We start from the raw sequence: 17,943 nt of genomic DNA on the forward strand, positions 1-17,943 counted from the left end.
TGGATGTAGTGAACGCAGTCTTCCTCGCCGATGGTCCGCAGGCAAATGAGAAGATCTGTCGCTGCGGCAAAGAAAAACTTTTCCGGAAGGACGACGGCATGAAGACTCCCGCCTATCTCAACGCCCTCAAGGCCTTCGAGGCCGCGGCGCGCCACCAGGGCTTCTCGGCGGCGGCCGAGGAACTCAGCGTGACGCCGGCCGCGGTCGGCCAGCTGGTACGCAGCCTCGAGGCCTGGCTCGGCGTGCCGCTGTTCGTGCGCGCGAGCAGCGGCAGCGCGCGCCTCATGCCCACCGAGGCGGCGCGGCGCGCGTTGCCCGACATCCGCGAGGGCTTCGACCGCCTGGGCCTCGGTGTCGCAAGGCTCAAGGAGGCCACGCCGAATCCCGCCCTCACCGTGACGCTCAGCCCGGCTTTCGCGGCCAAGTGGCTGCTGCCGCGCATCGAGCGCTTCCAGGCCCGCCATCCGGGCACCGACCTGCTGCTCGACACCAACACGCGCACGGTGGACTTCCTCGCCGAGCACATCGACGTCGGCGTGCGCTATGGCGGTGGCGACTGGCCCGGGCTCGTCGCCACCAAGCTCATGGACGAGCAGGTCTTCCCGGTCTGCGCGCCCACGCTCAAGGGCTTGCGCCGGCCATCGGACCTCGCGCGCCGCACGCTCATCCACGACCTCTCGCTGCCCGCGCGCTCGGGTTTCCCGAGCTGGCGCAGCTGGTTCGACGGCATGTCGCTCGGCGCGCTGCCGGCCACGCGCGGGCTGCGCATCAACAACTCGGCCGCGGTGCTGCAGGCCGCGATCGATGGCCTGGGCGTGGCGCTGGGCCGCAGCGTGATGGTGCGCGACGACCTCGCCGCCGGGCGCCTCGTGCGCCCCTTCGGCGACAGGGGCAGCGTGCCCGCACTGGCGTACTACGTCGTGCACCGGCCCGAGGCCGGGGCGATGCCGCAGGTGGCGGCCTTTCGCGACTGGCTGCGCGAGGAGGCCGCGCGCGACGCGTGAGACACCGCGCCGGGCGGCCCCGGCCGGCCGAGGGTATGCACTAATGCAGGTAGATTAATCAACTTGCATTATCCGGCCATGCCCGCCGCCGCACGCCGCCATCCCAAGCCCGCCGAGCACCCGCCGCACACCGACGCGCCCGGCGACACCACGCATGCGCGGCTGCTCGCCGAGGCCATGAAGCTGATGGCGCGCGAAGGCATGAACGCGGTCTCGCTGCGCCGCATCGTGGTGGCGGCCGGTGCCAACAACGCCTCCGCGTTGCACTACCACTTCGGCAGCCGCGAGGGCCTGGTGGGCGAGATCACCGCGATGCTGCAGCACTGGCTGGAGCCGCGATCCTGCGCGGGCCTGGAGGCGCTGCGCGGGCGGCCGCACGGCGTGCGCGACATCATGGAGGCCGCCTTCGGCCCGATGATCGAGATGCTGCAGACGCCGGCCTTCGGCCGCGACGCGGTCTGCTTCATCGGCCGGCTCGGCTGGGACTTCGGCGAGGCCGGCCAGCGGCTGTCCGCGAAGCTGCACCGCAAGCTGCTGGGCCTCGCGGTCGAACTGCTCGAGGCGCAGTTGCCGCACACCTCGCGCGAGACGATCCAGTACCGGCTCATCCTCAGCATGAACGTCGTGTACTACGGCATCTCCTACCGCAGCTACCTCAAGCGTTCGCCCTTCGGCGTGATGCCGATGTCGGAGCGCGGCAACGAGGCGCGCGAGCGCCAGGAGTTCATGGACTACCTGGAGGCCGGCGTGCGCAACGTGCCGGGCCCCGGCACCCCACGCCTCGACGCCGGCTGAGCCGCGCCTCGGGTGTACCCGGACCCGCCGGATGGACGGGTCGTCTTTCGAGAAAACCAAGACGGAGACATTCCCCATGCCCAGAAATTTCAGGCCGCGCCTGCGCCCGGTCGCATCGCTGCTGGCACTCGGCCTCGTGCTCGCTTCGTGCGGAGGCGGCGGCAACGGCAATCCCGCGCTCTGGCTCGCACCGCCGCCCACGGGTGCCGGCTCCCCGGACAGCGCCCCGCCGCCACCACCGCCGGCCGCGGTGGGCCAGGCGCTCTCGATCTCCACGCACGAGATCGCGAGCAAGGCCAAGGCCCTGCGCACGCCTGGCACGGCCGGCGTCAAGGTCGACGCCTCGAGCAAGCTCGCCACGCAGTTCGGCGGCACCGAGGTGGACCTGAACCGTGTGCGCTACACGCGCTACGGCCTCGAGGGCAACGCAGGCAAGCCGGTCGACGCGGTGCTGATCGCCGTGCCCGGCACGCTGGCCGCGTCGCACAGCTACCTGGTGCTGGCGGAGAACCTGGTCTGGCGCATGTGGAAGGACCACGGCAAGGTGGTCGAGCTCTGGGGCATCGACCGGCGTTCGGTGCTGCTGGAGGACACCAAGGGCCTGCAGATCGCCGAGCGCGAGCGCAAGGCCGAGATCGGCCTCGACTTCCTCTACGGCGCCGAGCTCGGCCTGCCGCTCGATCCCAGACTCGACCGGCGCGCGGTCTTCCACGACAGCACCGACGTGCCCTTCATCGCCGACTGGACGCCACAGGTGCATTCGATCGACATCGACGCGGTGGTCGATGTGGCGCTCACGGTCGCGCGCAACCGCAACGTCTTCCTCGGCGGCCACTCGGCCGGCACCGGCTTCGTCGCGCGCTACGCGGCCACCGACTTCAACCTCTCGGGCAGCGGCCCCGCGCAGCCCGGCTACGCCAAGCTCAAGGGCCTGGTGCTGTTCGAGGGCGCGGGTGCCTCGCTGGCGGCGACGCCGCCCACCGATGCCCAGCTCGACGCGGTCATCGCCGCGGCGGAAGGCGGCCTGCACGACGCGGTCGCGACCGGCAAGGTGCAGGCCTTCGTCTCGGTGCCGGGCCTGACGCCGCGCGTGAACGCCTCGACCGAGGTCACGGGCATGCAGATCGCGTTCGAGGGCACGATCAACGGCACGCAGGCGCTGCTGCAGACCGACCAGCGCGGCATCGCGGACAACAACGTCTACAGCGTCGTCACCGACTTCACCAAGCGCGCGTTCCCGGTCACGGCCGGCGCGGCGCTCGGCACCTTCATGGACGACGACAACCTCGCGCGCACCGTCTTCTATTCGATCTCGCTCGGAGCATTGGGCGATGCGCGCGCCGACGGCGTGCGCGTCTGGCTCGACAACGACACGGCGCTGCCGGCCGCGGCCTTCCGCGACTTCGGTCCCATGCCGGCCACCATCGCGGGCTCGCTGCCGGCCTGGGGCAAGGAGCTCGAGCCGACCAATCTCAAGCGCTTCTCGCGCGCGCTGTTCCTCGGCGACACCACCTACAGCGACTGGTACTACCCGAGCTCGGGCCTGCTGATCGGCAACTCCGCCGCCGGCGGCGGCGCCAACCTCGGACTGGACACCGGCGCCCTCTCGCTGCCCGTGAGCCAGGGCGGGCGCGGGCGCGCCGACATCGTCAACCAGACCCAGGCCCGCAGGATCGACATTCCGGTGATCGCCTTCGGCGGCTCGAACGGACTCTCGCCCGTGCCTGGCGTGTGGCGCGGCTTCGCCGAGGCGATCGCGCCCTGCGCGGCTCCGAGCTGCGTGGCCGGCACGCCGCGCACGCCGGCCGGGCAGGCGGCCAACCTCGCCGACCGCAAGTTCGGCGACGTGGCGGGCGGCTTCGAGGTGCACATCAGCGAGGGCTACACCCACGTCGACATCCTGACCGCCGACGATGGCGACAGCAACAAGGTGGTGCGGCCGCTGGCCGACTTCATCGAGCGCAACATCCTTTGACTGGAGCGCCCGGCCGCGGGCGATGGAGTTCCGAAGCGTGACGCATGCCATGAGCTTTTCCATGCCGGCCTTCGGCGCCGCGGCACCGACCGCACCCGCGAAGGCCAGGCGCCCGGCCATGCCACGGCAGCTGGCATTGCAGCTGCGCGGCAGCTACGAGAGGCTGCGCGAATGCCGCTGCGCCTGCGCGCGCGGCGAGGCACTGATCTTCCATTGCCGGCAGCAGATCCTCGAATACGAAGCCGATCCGCGGCAGTTCGCGCGCACCTACTTCGCGGGCAGCGCGCCCGATGCGTTTGCGGTGCTCGCGAGCATGCGGCGCGCGCACGAAACCCTGGCGCGCTACCAGGGCGAGATCGCCGGCTTGCAGGCAGAACTCGCCGCAGCCGAGGCCGAATGCGCGCGCACCGAGCAGTCGGTCGAGGCACGGCTGGCCACACTCGGCGCGCCGCGGCCGAACTGGTGCCGCTGGCCCGAGGCGCCGCATGCGCTCGAGAAGATGCGCAGGAGCCACCTGAGCCACTTCCGGCTGCGGCCGCAGCCGGTCTTGGCAGCGGCTTTCCCGAGTTAGCCGCTCGCGCTACGCGCGGTTCAGCGCAGCGCCGGCGCGCGAAAGCCCGCGGCGGCGAACTGCACCAGCTGCTCGATCAGCTCGTTGGAGTCCTGCGGCGTGGCGTTGCCTTGGGAGAGCCGCTTGAAGCTGCGTCCATGCGGCCGCGTGGCGGTCAGGATCGCGCCCACGAGGAAGAAGAGCCGCCAGACCAGCGTCTCGCGCGGAATGCCCGGCAAGCAGGCCTCGAGCATCGAGAGAAAGCGGGAATTGATGGCGTCGTAGATCTCGACGATCAACTGCTCCGACAGCTTTCCCTGCTCGGCATTCAGGCTGAACGACAGCGTGGTGACGGGGCTTTCCTTCGCCAGCGAACGTCCCTCGAACATCGGCGCCACCCAGGCCCGCACGATCGCTTCGACCGTGAGCCTGCCCGCTTGCTCGAGCTGATCGAAGTTGGCGGCGCGCTTGTCGTTCAAAGGCGCCGCAACCTCCTTGAACACCTGCACGAACAGGCCTTCCTTGCCGCCGAAGTAGTAGGAAATCAGCGCGGAGTTGGTCTTCGCGCGGTCCGCGATCTCCCGGATCGACACGCCGCGGTAGCCGTTCTTGATGAACAGATGCGTCGCGGCCGCGAGCAGCCTGCGCTGCACATCCGCGTTCTTTTCTTCGACGCCTTCGGCGCGGGACTTGGTGTTCGTGGCCATGAAATCCGGGCATGCAGCCTTCTTAATCAATGATTAAAGCACGAAACGATGTCGGCTTCCATAGGGAAAATCCGGGCGGGCGAGCCGCTTGTCCCCGCTTCATGGCCAAACCTATACTTTAATCATTGATTAAAACCGGCCGCGATCCACCTCGGCCTCTTGGACAAGGAAGCAGCTCCCCATGCATGAGACATCGACCGGACTCGGGACACCGAGCCATGACGCGCCAGACAGCGGCTCCCGCGAGCGCAGGCAGATCGCGCAGCAATGGATCGAAACTTTCGACGACGCGCTTCGACAGCGCGACTGTCATCGCGCGGCTCGGCTGTTCGGTGACGACGGCTACTGGCGCGACATCCTGAGCTTCACCTGGAAGATCGCCACGCGACAGGGAGCGCTCGAGATCGCGCAAGCACTGCAGTCCACGCTCGAGGCCTGCGGCGCGGCCAACTTCCGCCTCGAAGCGCAGGCGCCGATGCGAGGCCAGCTCGGCGGTGTCGAGACCCTCGAGGCCTTCTTCCGTTTCGACACCCGCGTCGCGCACGGGCGTGGCTTCCTGCGCCTGACGCCCGATCCGACCCAGCCTGGCGGCTGGAAGGCACTGAACTTCCTCACGACGATCCACGAACTGAAAGCCTTCCCCCAAGACCCGTTTCTGACCCGTCGCCGCGAGAGCACGGGCCGCCGCGGCGTGGACAACTGGCTCGACCGCCGCCAGGCCGCCGCCGAGTTCGCCGAGAAGGACCCCGAGGTGCTGATCATCGGCGCCGGGCAAGCCGGCCTCGCGCTGGGCGCACGCCTCGCGCAGCTCGATGTCGCCACGCTGATCGTGGACCGCCACGAGCGCGTGGGCGACAACTGGCGCAAGCGCTATCACTCGTTGACGCTGCACAACGAGATCTGCACCAACCACCTGCCCTACCTTCCCTTTCCCAAGACCTGGCCGGTCTACATTCCGAAGGACATGCTGGCCAACTTCATGGAGTTCTACGCGATGAGCATGGAGCTCAACGTATGGAGCCGCACGAGCTTCCTCGGTGGCACCTACGACGCCACGGCCAGGCGCTGGACGGTGCGGGTGCAGCGAGCGGACGGATCCATCCGGACGCTGCGGCCGAGCCAGGTCGTGATGGCGGTCGGCGCGAGCGGCGTTCCCAAGGTGCCGCGCATCCGCGGGCTGGAAGACTTCGGCGGCCAGGTGGTGCATTCGAGCCGCAGCACCGACGACCTCGAGGTCGCCGGCAAGTCCGTGCTGGTCGTCGGTGCCGGCACCAGTGCGCACGACATCGCGCAGGACCTGCATCTGCGCGGCGCCGAAGTCACCATGCTGCAGCGCTCCTCCACCACGGTGGTCGGCCTGGAGCCCGCATCGGTGCGCGCCTATGCGATCTACCGCGCCAACGAAGGCGTGCGGCCCATCGAGGAAACGGACCTGATGAGCGCCGCGATCCCGTTCGATCTGGTCCGGCAGCTGCACGGTCCGTTGAGCCAACAGATGGCACGGGACGACAAGGAACTGCTGAACGGCCTGCGCAGCGTCGGCTTCATGCTCGACAACGGCGAGGACGACACGGGCTTCTTCATGAAGCTGCTGCGTTCCCTCAGCGGTTACTACCTCAACGTCGGCGCGTCCGACCTGATCGTCGAGCGCAAGATCAAGCTCAAGACCGGCGTGGGCATCGAGCGCGTGAAGGACAAGGAAGTGCTCTTCACCGACGGCGATGCGATGCCCACGGACATGCTGGTGATGGCCACCGGCTACCAGCCGCTGCAGGAAGCCGTGCGCACGATGTTCGGCAGCGAGGTCGCCGAGCGCGTCGGCCCGATCTGGGGCATCGGCCCCGATGGCGAGATGCGCAACATGTGGGTGCGCACGCGCCAGGAAGGTTTCTATGTCGCCGGCGGCACCTTGACCATGTGCCGCTTCTACTCGCACGTCACGGCGCTGCTGATCAAGGCGGCGCTCGAGGACCTGATCACGCCCGACGCGGGCACGCCGGAGGCACGGCAATGACCGATGCGGCACAGGGCCATGCGATCACGAAAGCGCGCGCCGGTTTTTCGTCCCGCGCGCGCAGCCCCTGGTGGGTGGTCGTCGCGGCGGTGCTCGGCACGCTGGTGGGCAACGGGCCGCTGCTCCAGTTCAGCTTCAGCGTGTTCGTCAAGCCGCTGGCGGAGGCCTTCGCCACCGACCGCGCGACCATCTCCTCGGCGATCCTGGTGGGCTTCGTGGTGACGAGCCTCTCCACGCCGTTGGCGGGACGGCTGGTCGACCGGTATGGCGTGCGCGCGGTCGTGCTGCCGGGGATCGTGCTGTTCGCGCTGTCCATCGCGGCCCTCGGCGTCGTGCCGCAGACGCCGCTGCAGTTCATCCTCATGTACGGCGTGGCCGGCGTCTTCGCGGCGGCGCAGTCGCCGCTGCCCTATGCCAAGGCGGTGACCGGCGCCTTCGAACGCCATCGCGGCCTCGCGCTCGGCCTGTCGATGGCGGGCGTGGGCCTCGGCGCGGCCCTGCTGCCGCATCTGGCCCAGGCGCTGATCGCGGCGCACGGCTGGCGCATCGCCTTCATCGGGCTGGGCGCCACGGTGCTGCTCGTCGCCTTCCCGCCGGCCTGCCTGCTGCTGAAGGAGCCCGTGCCCGCGGCCTCGCTCGCGCGGCAGGCCGCGCCGGGCCTGAGCGCGCGGGAAGCGTTCCGCACGAAGCAGTTCTGGTGCCTGGCCCTGGTCTTCTTCGCCGTCGTGATGGCCTGCGGCGGGACCATCGCGCACATCACGGCGATCCTCACCGACCGCGGCGTCTCGGCGCAGCTGGCGACCTCGGCGATCAGCGCGGCGGGCATCGCGCTCATCATCGGGCGGCTGCTCGCGGGCTTCCTGCTCGACCGCATCTTCGGTCCGTACGTGGCGCTGGTCTTCATCCTCATGCCGCTGATCGGCATCGTGCTGCTCCATGCGCCGGCGCATCCTGCGATCTACCTGATCGCCACCGTGTGCATCGGCCTGGGCCTGGGCGCCGAGGTGGACCTGATCGCGTTCTTCATCTCGCGCTACCTCGGGATGCGCGCCTTCGGCGAGATCTACGGCTATCTGTTCGCGGTCTTCATGTTCGGCTCCGGCCTCGGTCCGTTCCTGATGGGGCTGTCGTACAGCCGCCTGGGCAGCTACGGGCCCACGCTCGCCGGGCTCGCGATCGGCCTCGTGGTCGCGAGCGTGGCCGTGATGCTGCTGGGGCCGTACCGGTATGCGCTCGGACGGCAGGGGGAGAAGCATCCATGAACGAGACCCTTTCGGGCGTGGATCCGGCGCTTCGCGAGGCCCTTCGCCAATCGGCCGAGCTGGCCGCGGCGCATGGCAACCCGAGCGATGGCATCGCGGGCGTTCGGCGCGGCATGGAACTGACCCGCCGGTACTGGAACGAGGGCGGTCCGTCGATGCACGCGATCGAGCGCGTGCGCGTTCCCGTCGAGGGCGGCACCGTCTCGATCGTGGTCTACCGGCCCGAGGACGGACCGGCGCTTGCGCCGGCCTTCGTCTACTTGCACGGCGGCGGTTTCAAGACCGGCTCCGAATGGACCAACGACCGGCAGATGCGCGAGATCGCCAAGGCCTGGGGTGGCATCGTCGTGAGCGCGGACTATGCGCATGCACCCGAGCACCGCTTTCCCGTGGCGGTCGAACAGACCGCATCGCTGCTTCGCGCATTGCACGCACGCGGCGACGCGTGGGGCATCGATGGCGACAGGCTCGCATGCGGCGGATGCTCGGCGGGCGCCAACGTGTCGTTCGGGGCGGCCGTCGCGCTCGGACGCCAGCCCTGGCTGCAGGCGGCTGTCGGCATCGTCGGCGCGTTCAACGGGGACACCTCGACCGACTCGATGCGCCGCCACGGCAACGCCGGCCTGTTTCCGGACCTCGCATCCGTGCCGCCCATCTTCGGCGACTACCTTCCCGACGGGGCCAGCCGGAACGATCCACGCGCCAACCTGCTGCTCGCGGACCCCGGCCTGCTGCCGACCACCTTCCTGGCCGCGGCGCAGTTCGATGTGTTCCTCGACGCGTCCTCGGCCATGGCGCGGTCGCTCGAGTCCGCCGGGCGATTGGACCGGCTCGAGATCTATCGCGGCATGACGCACCTGTTCTTCGGCTTCAGCCGCAGCGTGGAAGGCGCCGCGCAATGCACGCGCGACATCGGCGGCTTTCTCGCGCGGGTCTTGCCGCCGGGCCGTCGATGACGCCGCCTCGGGCGGCGCTTCCATAATCGCTGCCTTCCCCCCGCACCGAACCCATCGCCCCCATGAGCGCCGCAGACTTCCTCCTGTCCCCCTCCGTCCAGAAGCTCCTGCAGGTGCTCTACGGAAATCCCGAGGAACCCTTCACCACGAACGAACTGGCGCAGAAGACCAGGCTCGACGCAGCCGAAGTGGAGGGCACGCTCGCGCACCTCGTCGGCAGCGGCATGCTGTCGCGGCATGCCGCGAAGGAGGAACTGCCCGAAACCTTCACGCTCGATCGCGGCTTCGTGTTCCACCGCGAGCTGCGCCGCATCGCGCTGAAGTCCTTCGCGGCGGCCGAGCCGGTGCGCGCGATGCTGCGCGCCAGGTTCAAGGACTCGGTGGTGCGTGCCTTCGTGCTCGGCGAGGACGCGAACGGCATCGTGGAAGTGCTTGTCGTGCATGGCGCGGCGACGCCCGACGAAGCGGCGATGACCGCCGCCTGCCGCAAGCTGTCGAAGGCCATCCATCGCCATCTGCAGGTGCATGTGATCTCGAACGCGCGCTTCGAGGGCCTCGCGCCGCGTGATGCACTGGCCGCCAAGCTCGGGGCCGAGACGGCCTTCGAGATCATCGCGCCGGGCGACACCAAGGCGCGCCTGAAGCCCGAGCGCGCGGGCCTGTTGCACAGCGCGAAGAAGACGCTGGCGGCGCTGTCCAGGTCGGCGCGACGCGGCGAATGACCGGCGCGAATTAGAGCGCGCCTAATTAGCTCAAAAGTCCTCGCAATACTTTTCTATTCACCACGGAATTCCGTGGGAATTAGGCAATTTTTATTCACGCAATGCGCTTGCCGGCATCTCCAACATATTTGCCATACCCCTGCTGCGCGTATTGAAGTTGTTGCGACGCAACAAACTTTTTCCTCCTGCTTCTCCCTCTGAAAGTAAGCCGAACCGCCTCGAAAATGAGGCTTTCTGGGTGCAGTGCGAAAAACCCCAGGAAACCTTTCTTGCTCAATTGAGAGCGTGAAATATTGCCGCACTCGAAACTGCCATCGAAGTGACTGCAACCGCTTGTACATTTGGTTTTTAAATGTCAACGGAATGTCAATTCGACCCGCTGCGGACGTGCGAGAAGGCGGCTTCTGGCAATTCGCTTCGCGCCTGCAATGCCCCGTTGGCAACCCCATGTCCAACTTGGAGCAGCGCATGCAAGGCAGTGGTCCCCTGAGCAGTTCGGCGCCTCTCACCTCGGGTCAGATGGCGATGTGGCTGGGCGCGAAGTTCGCGTCGCCCGACACCAATTTCAACCTCGCGGAAGCCATCGATATCGACGGCCCGATCGACCCCGCAATCTTCCTCGCGGCCATGCGCCGCGTCACCGAGGAGGTCGAGGCCACGCGGCTCAACTTCGTCGACGCGGGCCAGGGGCCGCGCCAGGTGGTGGCGAGCAGCTTCGAGGGCGAGATCCCCTACCTCGACCTCAGCGCCGAGGCCGATCCCGCGGCGCGGGCCGAGCGCTGGATGCGCGCGGACTTCGAACGCAACATCGACCTCGCGCACGGCCAGCTGTGGCTGTCGGCGCTGATCCGCCTCGCGCCCGGGCGCCACATCTGGTACCACCGCAGCCACCACATCGTGCTCGACGGCTTCGGCGGCGGGCTGATCGCGCGGCGCTTCGCCGACATCTACAGCGCGATGGCCGAAGGCGCCGCCGAGGTGCCCGAGGCCTCGCGCCTGGCACCGCTGTCGCAGTTGGCCGAGGAAGACCGCGCCTACCGCGAGTCGGGCCGCTTCCCGCGCGACCGCCAGTACTGGACCGAGCGCTTCGCCGACGCGCCCGATCCGCTGAGCCTCGCAGCGCAGCGCTCGGTCAACATCGGCGGCCTGCTGCGCCAGACGGTGCACCTGCCCGCGGCCAGCGTGCAGGCGCTGCAGCAGATCGCGCAGGAGCTCGGCACCACGCTGCCGCAGATCCTGATCGCCACCACCGCGGCCTATCTCTACCGCGCCACCGGCATCGAGGACATGGCGATCGGCATCCCGGTCACCGCGCGCCACAACGATCGCATGCGGCGCGTGCCCGCGATGGTGGCCAATGCCGTGCCGCTGCGGCTCGCGATGCGCGCCGACCTGCCGATCCCCGAACTGATCCGCGAAGTGGGCCGCCAGATGCGGCAGGTGCTGCGCCACCAGTCGTACCGCTACGAGCATCTGCGCAGCGACCTCAACATGCTGGTCAACAACCGGCAGCTGTTCACCACCGTGGTCAACGTCGAGCCCTTCGACTACGACTTCCGTTTCGCCGGCCATGCGGCGCGGCCGCGCAACCTCTCGAACGGTACGGCCGAGGACCTGGGCATCTTCCTCTACGAGCGCGGCAACGGACAGGACCTGCAGATCGACTTCGACGCCAATCCCGCGGTGCACACCGCGCAGGGGCTGGCCGATCACCAGCGCCGGCTGATCGCGTTCATCGATGCCGTGATCCGGCAACCGCAGCAGGCCGTCGGCCATGTCGACCTGCTCGGTGCCGAGGAGCGCCGGCAGTTGCTGTTCGGCTGGAACGATACCGAACACGCCGTGCCCGACACGCACCTGGTCGCGCTGATCGAGGCCCAGCTCACCGCCCGGCCCGAGGCGATCGCACTGCGCTTCGAGGGCGAGGCGATGTCCAACGCCGAACTCAACCGCCGCGCCAACCGCCTCGCGCAATTGCTGCGCGCACGCGGCGCGGGCCCCGAGCGCACGGTGGCGCTCGCGATCCCGCGTTCGATGGAACTGATGGTGGCGCTGCTCGCCACCTTGAAGACCGGCGCGGCCTACCTGCCGGTCGACCCCGATTTCCCGGCCGACCGCATCGCCTTCATGCTCGGCGACGCTGCGCCCGTGTGCCTGATCACCACCGAGGCGCTCGCGCAGGTGCTGCCCGCCGACGCCCCGCGCCTGTTGATCGATGGGGCGCAAACGATTGCCGATCTGGCGAATTGCGACGAGGCCAACTTCGCAGTCGCGATCGATCCCGCGCACCCGGCCTACGTGATCTACACCTCGGGCTCGACCGGCCGGCCCAAGGGCGCGGTGGTGTCGCATCGCGCCATCGTCAACCGCCTGCTGTGGATGCAGGCGCGCTACGGCCTCGCGGCCGACGACCGCGTGCTGCAGAAGACGCCCTCGAGCTTCGACGTGTCGGTGTGGGAGTTCTTCTGGCCGCTGATCGACGGCGCCACGCTGGTGCTCGCCCGGCCCGGCGGCCACAAGGACGCGGCCTATCTCGCGGGCCTGATCGCCGACGAAGGCATCACGACGCTGCATTTCGTGCCCTCGATGCTCGAGGTCTTCCTGCGCGAGCCCGCGGCCGCCGGCTGCACCAGCCTGCGCCGCGTGATCTGCAGCGGCGAGGCGCTGTCGCCCGCGCTGCAGGCGCAATGCCACGAGCGCCTGGGCGCCGAGCTGCACAACCTCTACGGCCCGACCGAGGCCGCGGTCGACGTCACCGCGTGGGAATGCGAACGCTCGCAGGCCGCGCCGAAAAGTGTGCCGATCGGCAGGCCGATCTGGAACACGCAGATGTACGTGCTCGACAGCGGCCTGCAGCCAGTGCCGGCCGGCGTGGCCGGCGAGCTCTACATCGCGGGCACGGGCCTGGCGCGCGGCTACCTGGGCCGGCCGCTGCTCAGTGCCGAGCGCTTCGTCGCCAATCCGCATGGCGCGCCCGGCAGCCGCATGTACCGCACCGGCGACCTCGCGAGCTGGCGCGCCGACGGCAGCCTGGACTACCTGGGCCGCACCGACCAGCAGGTGAAGATCCGCGGCCTGCGCATCGAACCCGGCGAGATCGAGGCGGTGCTGCTCCAGCATCCGCAGATCGCACAGGCCGCGGTGGTGGCGCGCGAGGACGCTCCCGGCGAGAAGCGCCTGGTGGCCTACCTCGTGCCGGTCGAGTCCGCCGATCCTCAAACGGCCGAGCTGCGCGCGCACCTCGCGCAGGCGCTGCCCGACTACATGGTGCCCTCGGCCTTCGTGAGCCTGCCCGCGCTGCCGCTGGGTCCGAGCGGCAAGCTCGACCGCAAGGCGCTGCCGCCGCCCGAGGTGCAGGCCGCCACGCCCTATGCCGCGCCGCGCACGCCCACCGAGAAGATCCTGGCCGGCCTCTGGGCCGAGACGCTGCACCTGCAGCGCGTGGGCATCCACGACAACTTCTTCGAGCTCGGCGGCCACTCGCTGATGATCGTGCAGCTGGTCTCGATGATCCGCCAGCAGTTCATGATCGACCTGCCGCTGGACACGCTGTTCCAGGTCTCGACCATCGCCGGCCTCGCCGAGCTGCTCGACCAGGAATCGGTGGCGCGGCCCAGCCTGGTGCCGATGCCGCGCCCGGCGCGCATCCCGCTGTCCTTCGCGCAGCGCCGCCTGTGGCTGATGAACCAGCTCGAGGGCGCCAACCCGGCCTACAACATGCCGCTGGCGCTGCGCCTGTCGGGCACGCTCGACCGCGCAGCCCTGCATGCGGCGCTCCACGACCTGGTGCAGCGCCACGAGAGCCTGCGCACCATCTACCCGAACGAGGACGGGCTGCCGTGGCAGCAGGTGCTCGACGGCGCGCAGGCGCGGCCCGCCGTGCTCGAGGCCGACAGCAGCGAGGACGAGATCGCCGCGCAGCTGCACGCGGCCGCGGGCCATGCCTTCGACCTCGGCAGCACGGCGCCGCTGCGCGTCTCGCTGTTCAAACTGGCCGACGACGAGCACGTGCTGCTGCTGCTCACGCACCACATCGCCGGCGACGGCGCCTCGCTGCTGCCGCTGGCGCGCGACCTCAGCGTGGCCTACGCGGCGCGCTGCGAAGGCCGGGCACCGGGCTGGACGCCGCTGCCGCTGCAGTACGCCGACTACGCGCTGTGGCAGCAGGAACTGCTGGGCAGCGAGGACGATGCCGAGAGCATGGCCGGGCGCCAGCGCGCGTTCTGGCAGGCCACGCTGCAGGACCTGCCCGAGCAGCTCGCGCTGCCGGCCGACCATCCGCGCCCGCTGGCGCCGAGCTACCGCGGCGACGTGGTGCCGCTGCAGATCGCGCCGCAGGTGCACGAGCGCATCCTGCAGCTGGCGCGCGACGGGCAGGCCAGCGTCTTCATGGTGCTGCAGGCCGCGCTCGCAGGCCTCTTGAGCCGGCTCGGCGCGGGCGACGACATCGTGATCGGCAGCCCGGTCGCGGGCCGCAGCGACCACGCGCTCGACGAGCTGATCGGCTGCTTCGTCAACACGCTGGTGCTGCGCACCGACGCCTCGGGCCGGCCCAGCCTGCGCGAGCTGGTTTCGCGCGTGCGCGCCACCAACCTCGCGGCCTATGCCAACCAGGAGTTCCCGTACGACCGCCTGGTGGAGCTGCAGCGCAGCGGCGCGGGCCGCGCGCGCACCAACCAGCCGCTGTTCCAGGTGATGCTGGGCTTCCAGAACAGCAGCCGGCTGTCGTTCAGCCTGCCGGGCCTGTCGATCACGCCGCAGCCGGTGGAGATCGACACCGCGAAGTTCGACCTGTCCTTCATCCTCAGCGAACAGCGCGGCGCCGACGGCCTGCCGGGCGGCATCGGCGGCGGCATCCAGTACAGCAGCGACCTGTTCGAGCGCGCCACCGTCGAGGCCATGGCCGCGCGGCTGGCCCGGCTGCTCGAGGAGGCCTGCGACGCGCCCGACGCGCCGATCGCCGAGCTCGCGATCCTGAGCGCCGAGGAACAGCACCGGCTGCTGTCGCAATGGAGCGGCCAGCCGCGCGAACTCGCGCCGCGCTCGCTGGCCGCCATGGTGGCCACGCATGCCGCCGAGCGTCCGCAGGCACCCGCCGTGGTGCTCGACGACGCGACCGTCGGCTATGCCGAACTCGACGCGCGCGCCAACCGGCTCGCGCAGTTGCTGCGCGCACGCGGCATCGCGCCCGGCGCCATCGTCGCCACGGTGCTGCCGCGCTCGCTCGACCTGGTCGTGGCCCACCTGGCGATCGTCAAGGCCGGCGCCACCTACCTGCCGATCGATCCGAGCCACATGGCGGCGCGCAGCGCCTTCGTGTTCCAGGAAGCCGCGCCCGCGGCGGTGCTCACGCACGAGGCGCTGCTGCCGCAGCTGGCCGACGTCGCGCATTGCATCGCGCTCGACGCCGTCGACACGCGCGAGGCGATCGCGGCCCAGTCCGAGGCCGCGCCAACGGCGCCCCCTGCCGATCCGCGCGAGGCCGCCTACGTCATCTACACCTCGGGCTCCACCGGCCTGCCCAAGGGCGTGATCGTGCCGCATGCGGGCCTGGCCAGCCTCGGCGCCGCCATGCAGGAGCGGCTGGCGATCACGTCCGACTCGCGCGTGCTGCAGTTCTCCTCCTGCGGCTTCGATGCCTCGGTGATGGACCAGCTCATGGCCTTCCACGCGGGCGCCGCGCTGGTGGTCCCGGGCGCGCAGCAGCTGCTGGGCAGCGACCTCGCCGAGCTGCTCGAAGCCCGGGCCGTGAGCCACGCGCTGATTCCGCCGGCCGCGCTCTCGACCCTGCCGCCCGGCGAGTTCGCGGCGCTGCAGACGCTGGTGGTCGGCGGCGATGCCTGCTCGGCCGAGCTGGCCGCGCGCTGGGCGCCGGGTCGCCGCATGGTCAACGCCTACGGCCCGACCGAGATCACCATCTGCGCGAGCATGAGCGCGCCGATGGAAGCCGGCCGCCAGCCCTCGATCGGCCAGCCGATCTGGAACACGCGCATGTACGTGCTCGACGAACTGCTGCAGCCGGTGCCGCCCGGCGTCGCGGGCGAGCTCTACATCGCGGGCGCCGGCGTGGCGCGCGGCTACCTGAACCGCGCCGCGCTCAGCGCCGAGCGCTTCGTGGCCGATCCGCACGGCGCGCCCGGCAACCGCATGTACCGCAGCGGCGACCTCGCGCGCTGGCGTGCCGACGGCAGCCTCGATTTCCTCGGCCGCGCCGACCAGCAGCTGAAGATCCGCGGCTACCGCATCGAGCCCGGCGAGATCGAGTCGGCGCTGCTGCAGCATCCGCAGGTGACGCAGGCCGCGGTGATCGCGCGCGAGGACACGCCCGGCGACAAGCGCCTGGTGGCCTACTTCGTCGCCGCCGCCGATCCGCAGCCGACCGAGCTGCGCGCCCACATGGCGCGCGCCCTGCCCGACTACATGGTGCCCTCGGCCTTCGTGCACCTGCCCGCGCTGCCGCTCACACCAAGCGGCAAGCTCGACCGCAAGGCGCTGCCCGTGCCCGAGCAGCAGGCCGCGGTGCAGTACGTCGCGCCGCGCACGCCCACCGAGGAACTGCTGGCCGGCCTGTGGCGCGAGACGCTGCGGCTGGAACGCGTGGGCATCCACGACAACTTCTTCGAGATCGGCGGCCATTCGCTGATGGCGATCCAGCTCGGCATGCGCATCCGCCAGCAGGTACGCGCGGACTTCCCGCATGCCGAGGTCTACAACCGGCCCTCGATCGCCGAGCTCGCCGCCTGGATCGACGACAACGCGGGCACGACCGAGGCGCTCGACCTGTCGCGCGAGGTGGTGCTGCCCGCGCATGTTCAGGCGCAGGCGATCGCGCCCACGCTGGCACCTCGACGCGTGTTCCTCACCGGCGCCAGCGGCTTCGTCGGCAGCCACCTGCTGGCCGCGCTGCTGCGCGACACCGAAGCCCGCGTGGTCTGCCACGTGCGCGCGGCCGACCCCGAAGCCGGCGCGCTGCGGCTGAAGCGCACGCTGGCCACGCGCCAGCTCGAATCGATCTGGGACGACGCGCGCATCGAGGTCGTCACGGGCGACCTCGGCAAGCCGCGCCTGGGCCTCGACGACGACGCGGTGCGGCTGGTGCGCGACGGCTGCGACGCGCTCTACCATTGCGCCGCGCAGGTCGACTTCCTGCATCCCTACGCCAGCCTCAAGCCGGCCAACGTCGACAGCGTGGTCACGCTGCTCGAATGGACCGCGCAGGGCTGCGCGAAGACGCTGCACTACGTCTCCACGCTGGCCGTGATCGACCAGGGCAACAACCAGGAGGGCACGGTCACCGAGCGCTCGGCGCTGAACTCGTGGCGCGGCCTGGTCGACGGCTACAGCCAGAGCAAGTGGGTCGGCGACGCGATCGCGCGCGAGGCGCAGGCGCGCGGCATGCCGGTCGCGATCTACCGGCTGGGCGCGGTCACCGGCGACCACACGCATGCGATCTGCAACGCCGACGACCTGATCTGGCGCGTGGCCCATCTCTACGCCGACCTGGAAGCCATCCCCGACATGGACCTGCCGCTGAACCTCACGCCGGTGGACGACGTGGCGCGCGCCATCCTCGGCCTCGCGGCGCAGCGCGCCTCGTGGGGCCAGGTGTTCCACCTGATGGGCCAGGCGCCGCTGCGCGTGCGCGACATCCCGCCGGTGTTCGAGCGGCTGGGCATGCGCCTCGAGCCGGTAGGACTCGACCCCTGGCTCGAGCGCGCGCATGCGCGGCTCGCAGTGGGGCAGGACCGCGACCTCGCGGCGGTGCTCGCCATCCTCGATCGCTACGACACCTCGGCCACGCCGCCGCAGGTGTGCGGCGCGGCCACGCAGGCGCAGCTCGAGGCGATCGGCACGCCGATCCGCCCGGTCGACCGCGAGCTGCTGCAGCGCTACTTCGTCGACCTCGGCATCCACACCAAGGCGCGCCGCGCCCTGGAAACCACCGCCTCCTGAGGAAC

10 protein-coding genes are annotated in these 17,943 nt (G+C 70.2%); 9 read left to right on the top strand and 1 reads right to left on the bottom strand.

Features of this window, described 5'->3' with window-relative positions; translation table 11 throughout:
• Positions 1-98: 98 nt before the first annotated feature.
• The 4 genes from gcvA (at position 99) to ACEN9J_RS36560 (ending at position 4,345) form a co-directional block, all read left to right on the top strand.
• On the top strand, positions 99-1,004 hold the full coding sequence (gcvA, locus tag ACEN9J_RS36545) for a transcriptional regulator GcvA (RefSeq protein WP_057591008.1): 906 nt from the start codon (positions 99-101) through the stop codon (positions 1,002-1,004).
• Between the two features lie 78 nt (positions 1,005-1,082).
• Entirely contained in the window at positions 1,083-1,799 is a 717-nt protein-coding gene (locus tag ACEN9J_RS36550) for a TetR/AcrR family transcriptional regulator (RefSeq protein WP_296731597.1), read from the top strand.
• Positions 1,800-1,875: 76 nt separating this feature from the next.
• Entirely contained in the window at positions 1,876-3,774 is a 1,899-nt protein-coding gene (locus tag ACEN9J_RS36555) for a hypothetical protein (protein WP_413764818.1), read from the top strand.
• A 49-nt stretch (positions 3,775-3,823) separates the two neighbouring features.
• Positions 3,824-4,345: a hypothetical protein gene (locus ACEN9J_RS36560; RefSeq protein ID WP_413764819.1), complete on the top strand. Its 522-nt coding sequence runs from the start codon at positions 3,824-3,826 to the stop codon at positions 4,343-4,345.
• A gap of 20 nt (positions 4,346-4,365) precedes the next feature.
• Here the strand turns inward: ACEN9J_RS36560 and ACEN9J_RS36565 are convergent, their stop codons facing one another.
• A complete protein-coding gene (locus ACEN9J_RS36565; RefSeq protein WP_413764820.1) occupies positions 4,366-5,031 on the bottom strand; it encodes a TetR family transcriptional regulator in 666 nt (221 codons plus the stop codon).
• 181 nt (positions 5,032-5,212) lie between these two features.
• On the opposite strand from ACEN9J_RS36565, the gene ACEN9J_RS36570 reads away from it, so the two are divergent.
• From ACEN9J_RS36570 to ACEN9J_RS36590, 5 genes are all read left to right on the top strand, one after another.
• Positions 5,213-7,045, top strand: coding sequence for a flavin-containing monooxygenase (locus ACEN9J_RS36570; protein ID WP_413764821.1), 1,833 nt, complete (start codon positions 5,213-5,215; stop codon positions 7,043-7,045).
• Positions 7,042-8,307: an MFS transporter gene (locus ACEN9J_RS36575; protein WP_082321887.1), complete on the top strand. Its 1,266-nt coding sequence runs from the start codon at positions 7,042-7,044 to the stop codon at positions 8,305-8,307. The genes ACEN9J_RS36570 and ACEN9J_RS36575 overlap by 4 nt, the downstream gene beginning before the upstream one ends.
• Complete coding sequence (locus ACEN9J_RS36580) at positions 8,304-9,263, top strand: alpha/beta hydrolase fold domain-containing protein (RefSeq protein WP_413764822.1); 960 nt, start codon at positions 8,304-8,306, stop codon at positions 9,261-9,263. The genes ACEN9J_RS36575 and ACEN9J_RS36580 overlap by 4 nt, the downstream gene beginning before the upstream one ends.
• Positions 9,264-9,325: 62 nt before the next feature.
• On the top strand, positions 9,326-9,985 hold the full coding sequence (locus tag ACEN9J_RS36585; protein ID WP_413764823.1) for a hypothetical protein: 660 nt from the start codon (positions 9,326-9,328) through the stop codon (positions 9,983-9,985).
• 468 nt (positions 9,986-10,453) lie between these two features.
• Positions 10,454-17,938, top strand: a complete 7,485-nt coding sequence (locus ACEN9J_RS36590; RefSeq protein ID WP_413765703.1) for an amino acid adenylation domain-containing protein — start codon at positions 10,454-10,456, stop codon at positions 17,936-17,938.
• The last annotated feature ends 5 nt before the right edge of the window (positions 17,939-17,943 follow it).

Origin of the sequence: Variovorax sp. Varisp41 (genome assembly GCF_047325085.1) — a bacterium.
GTDB lineage: Bacteria > Pseudomonadota > Gammaproteobacteria > Burkholderiales > Burkholderiaceae_C > Variovorax.

Coding starts and splice junctions, on each gene's coding strand:
- gcvA (WP_057591008.1), top strand. CDS start 99: ATGAAGACTCCCGCCTATCTCAACGCCCTCAAGGCCTTCGAGGCCGCG.
- ACEN9J_RS36550 (WP_296731597.1), top strand. CDS start 1,083: ATGCCCGCCGCCGCACGCCGCCATCCCAAGCCCGCCGAGCACCCGCCG.
- ACEN9J_RS36555 (WP_413764818.1), top strand. CDS start 1,876: ATGCCCAGAAATTTCAGGCCGCGCCTGCGCCCGGTCGCATCGCTGCTG.
- ACEN9J_RS36560 (WP_413764819.1), top strand. CDS start 3,824: ATGAGCTTTTCCATGCCGGCCTTCGGCGCCGCGGCACCGACCGCACCC.
- ACEN9J_RS36565 (WP_413764820.1), bottom strand. CDS start 5,031: ATGGCCACGAACACCAAGTCCCGCGCCGAAGGCGTCGAAGAAAAGAAC.
- ACEN9J_RS36570 (WP_413764821.1), top strand. CDS start 5,213: ATGCATGAGACATCGACCGGACTCGGGACACCGAGCCATGACGCGCCA.
- ACEN9J_RS36575 (WP_082321887.1), top strand. CDS start 7,042: ATGACCGATGCGGCACAGGGCCATGCGATCACGAAAGCGCGCGCCGGT.
- ACEN9J_RS36580 (WP_413764822.1), top strand. CDS start 8,304: ATGAACGAGACCCTTTCGGGCGTGGATCCGGCGCTTCGCGAGGCCCTT.
- ACEN9J_RS36585 (WP_413764823.1), top strand. CDS start 9,326: ATGAGCGCCGCAGACTTCCTCCTGTCCCCCTCCGTCCAGAAGCTCCTG.
- ACEN9J_RS36590 (WP_413765703.1), top strand. CDS start 10,454: ATGCAAGGCAGTGGTCCCCTGAGCAGTTCGGCGCCTCTCACCTCGGGT.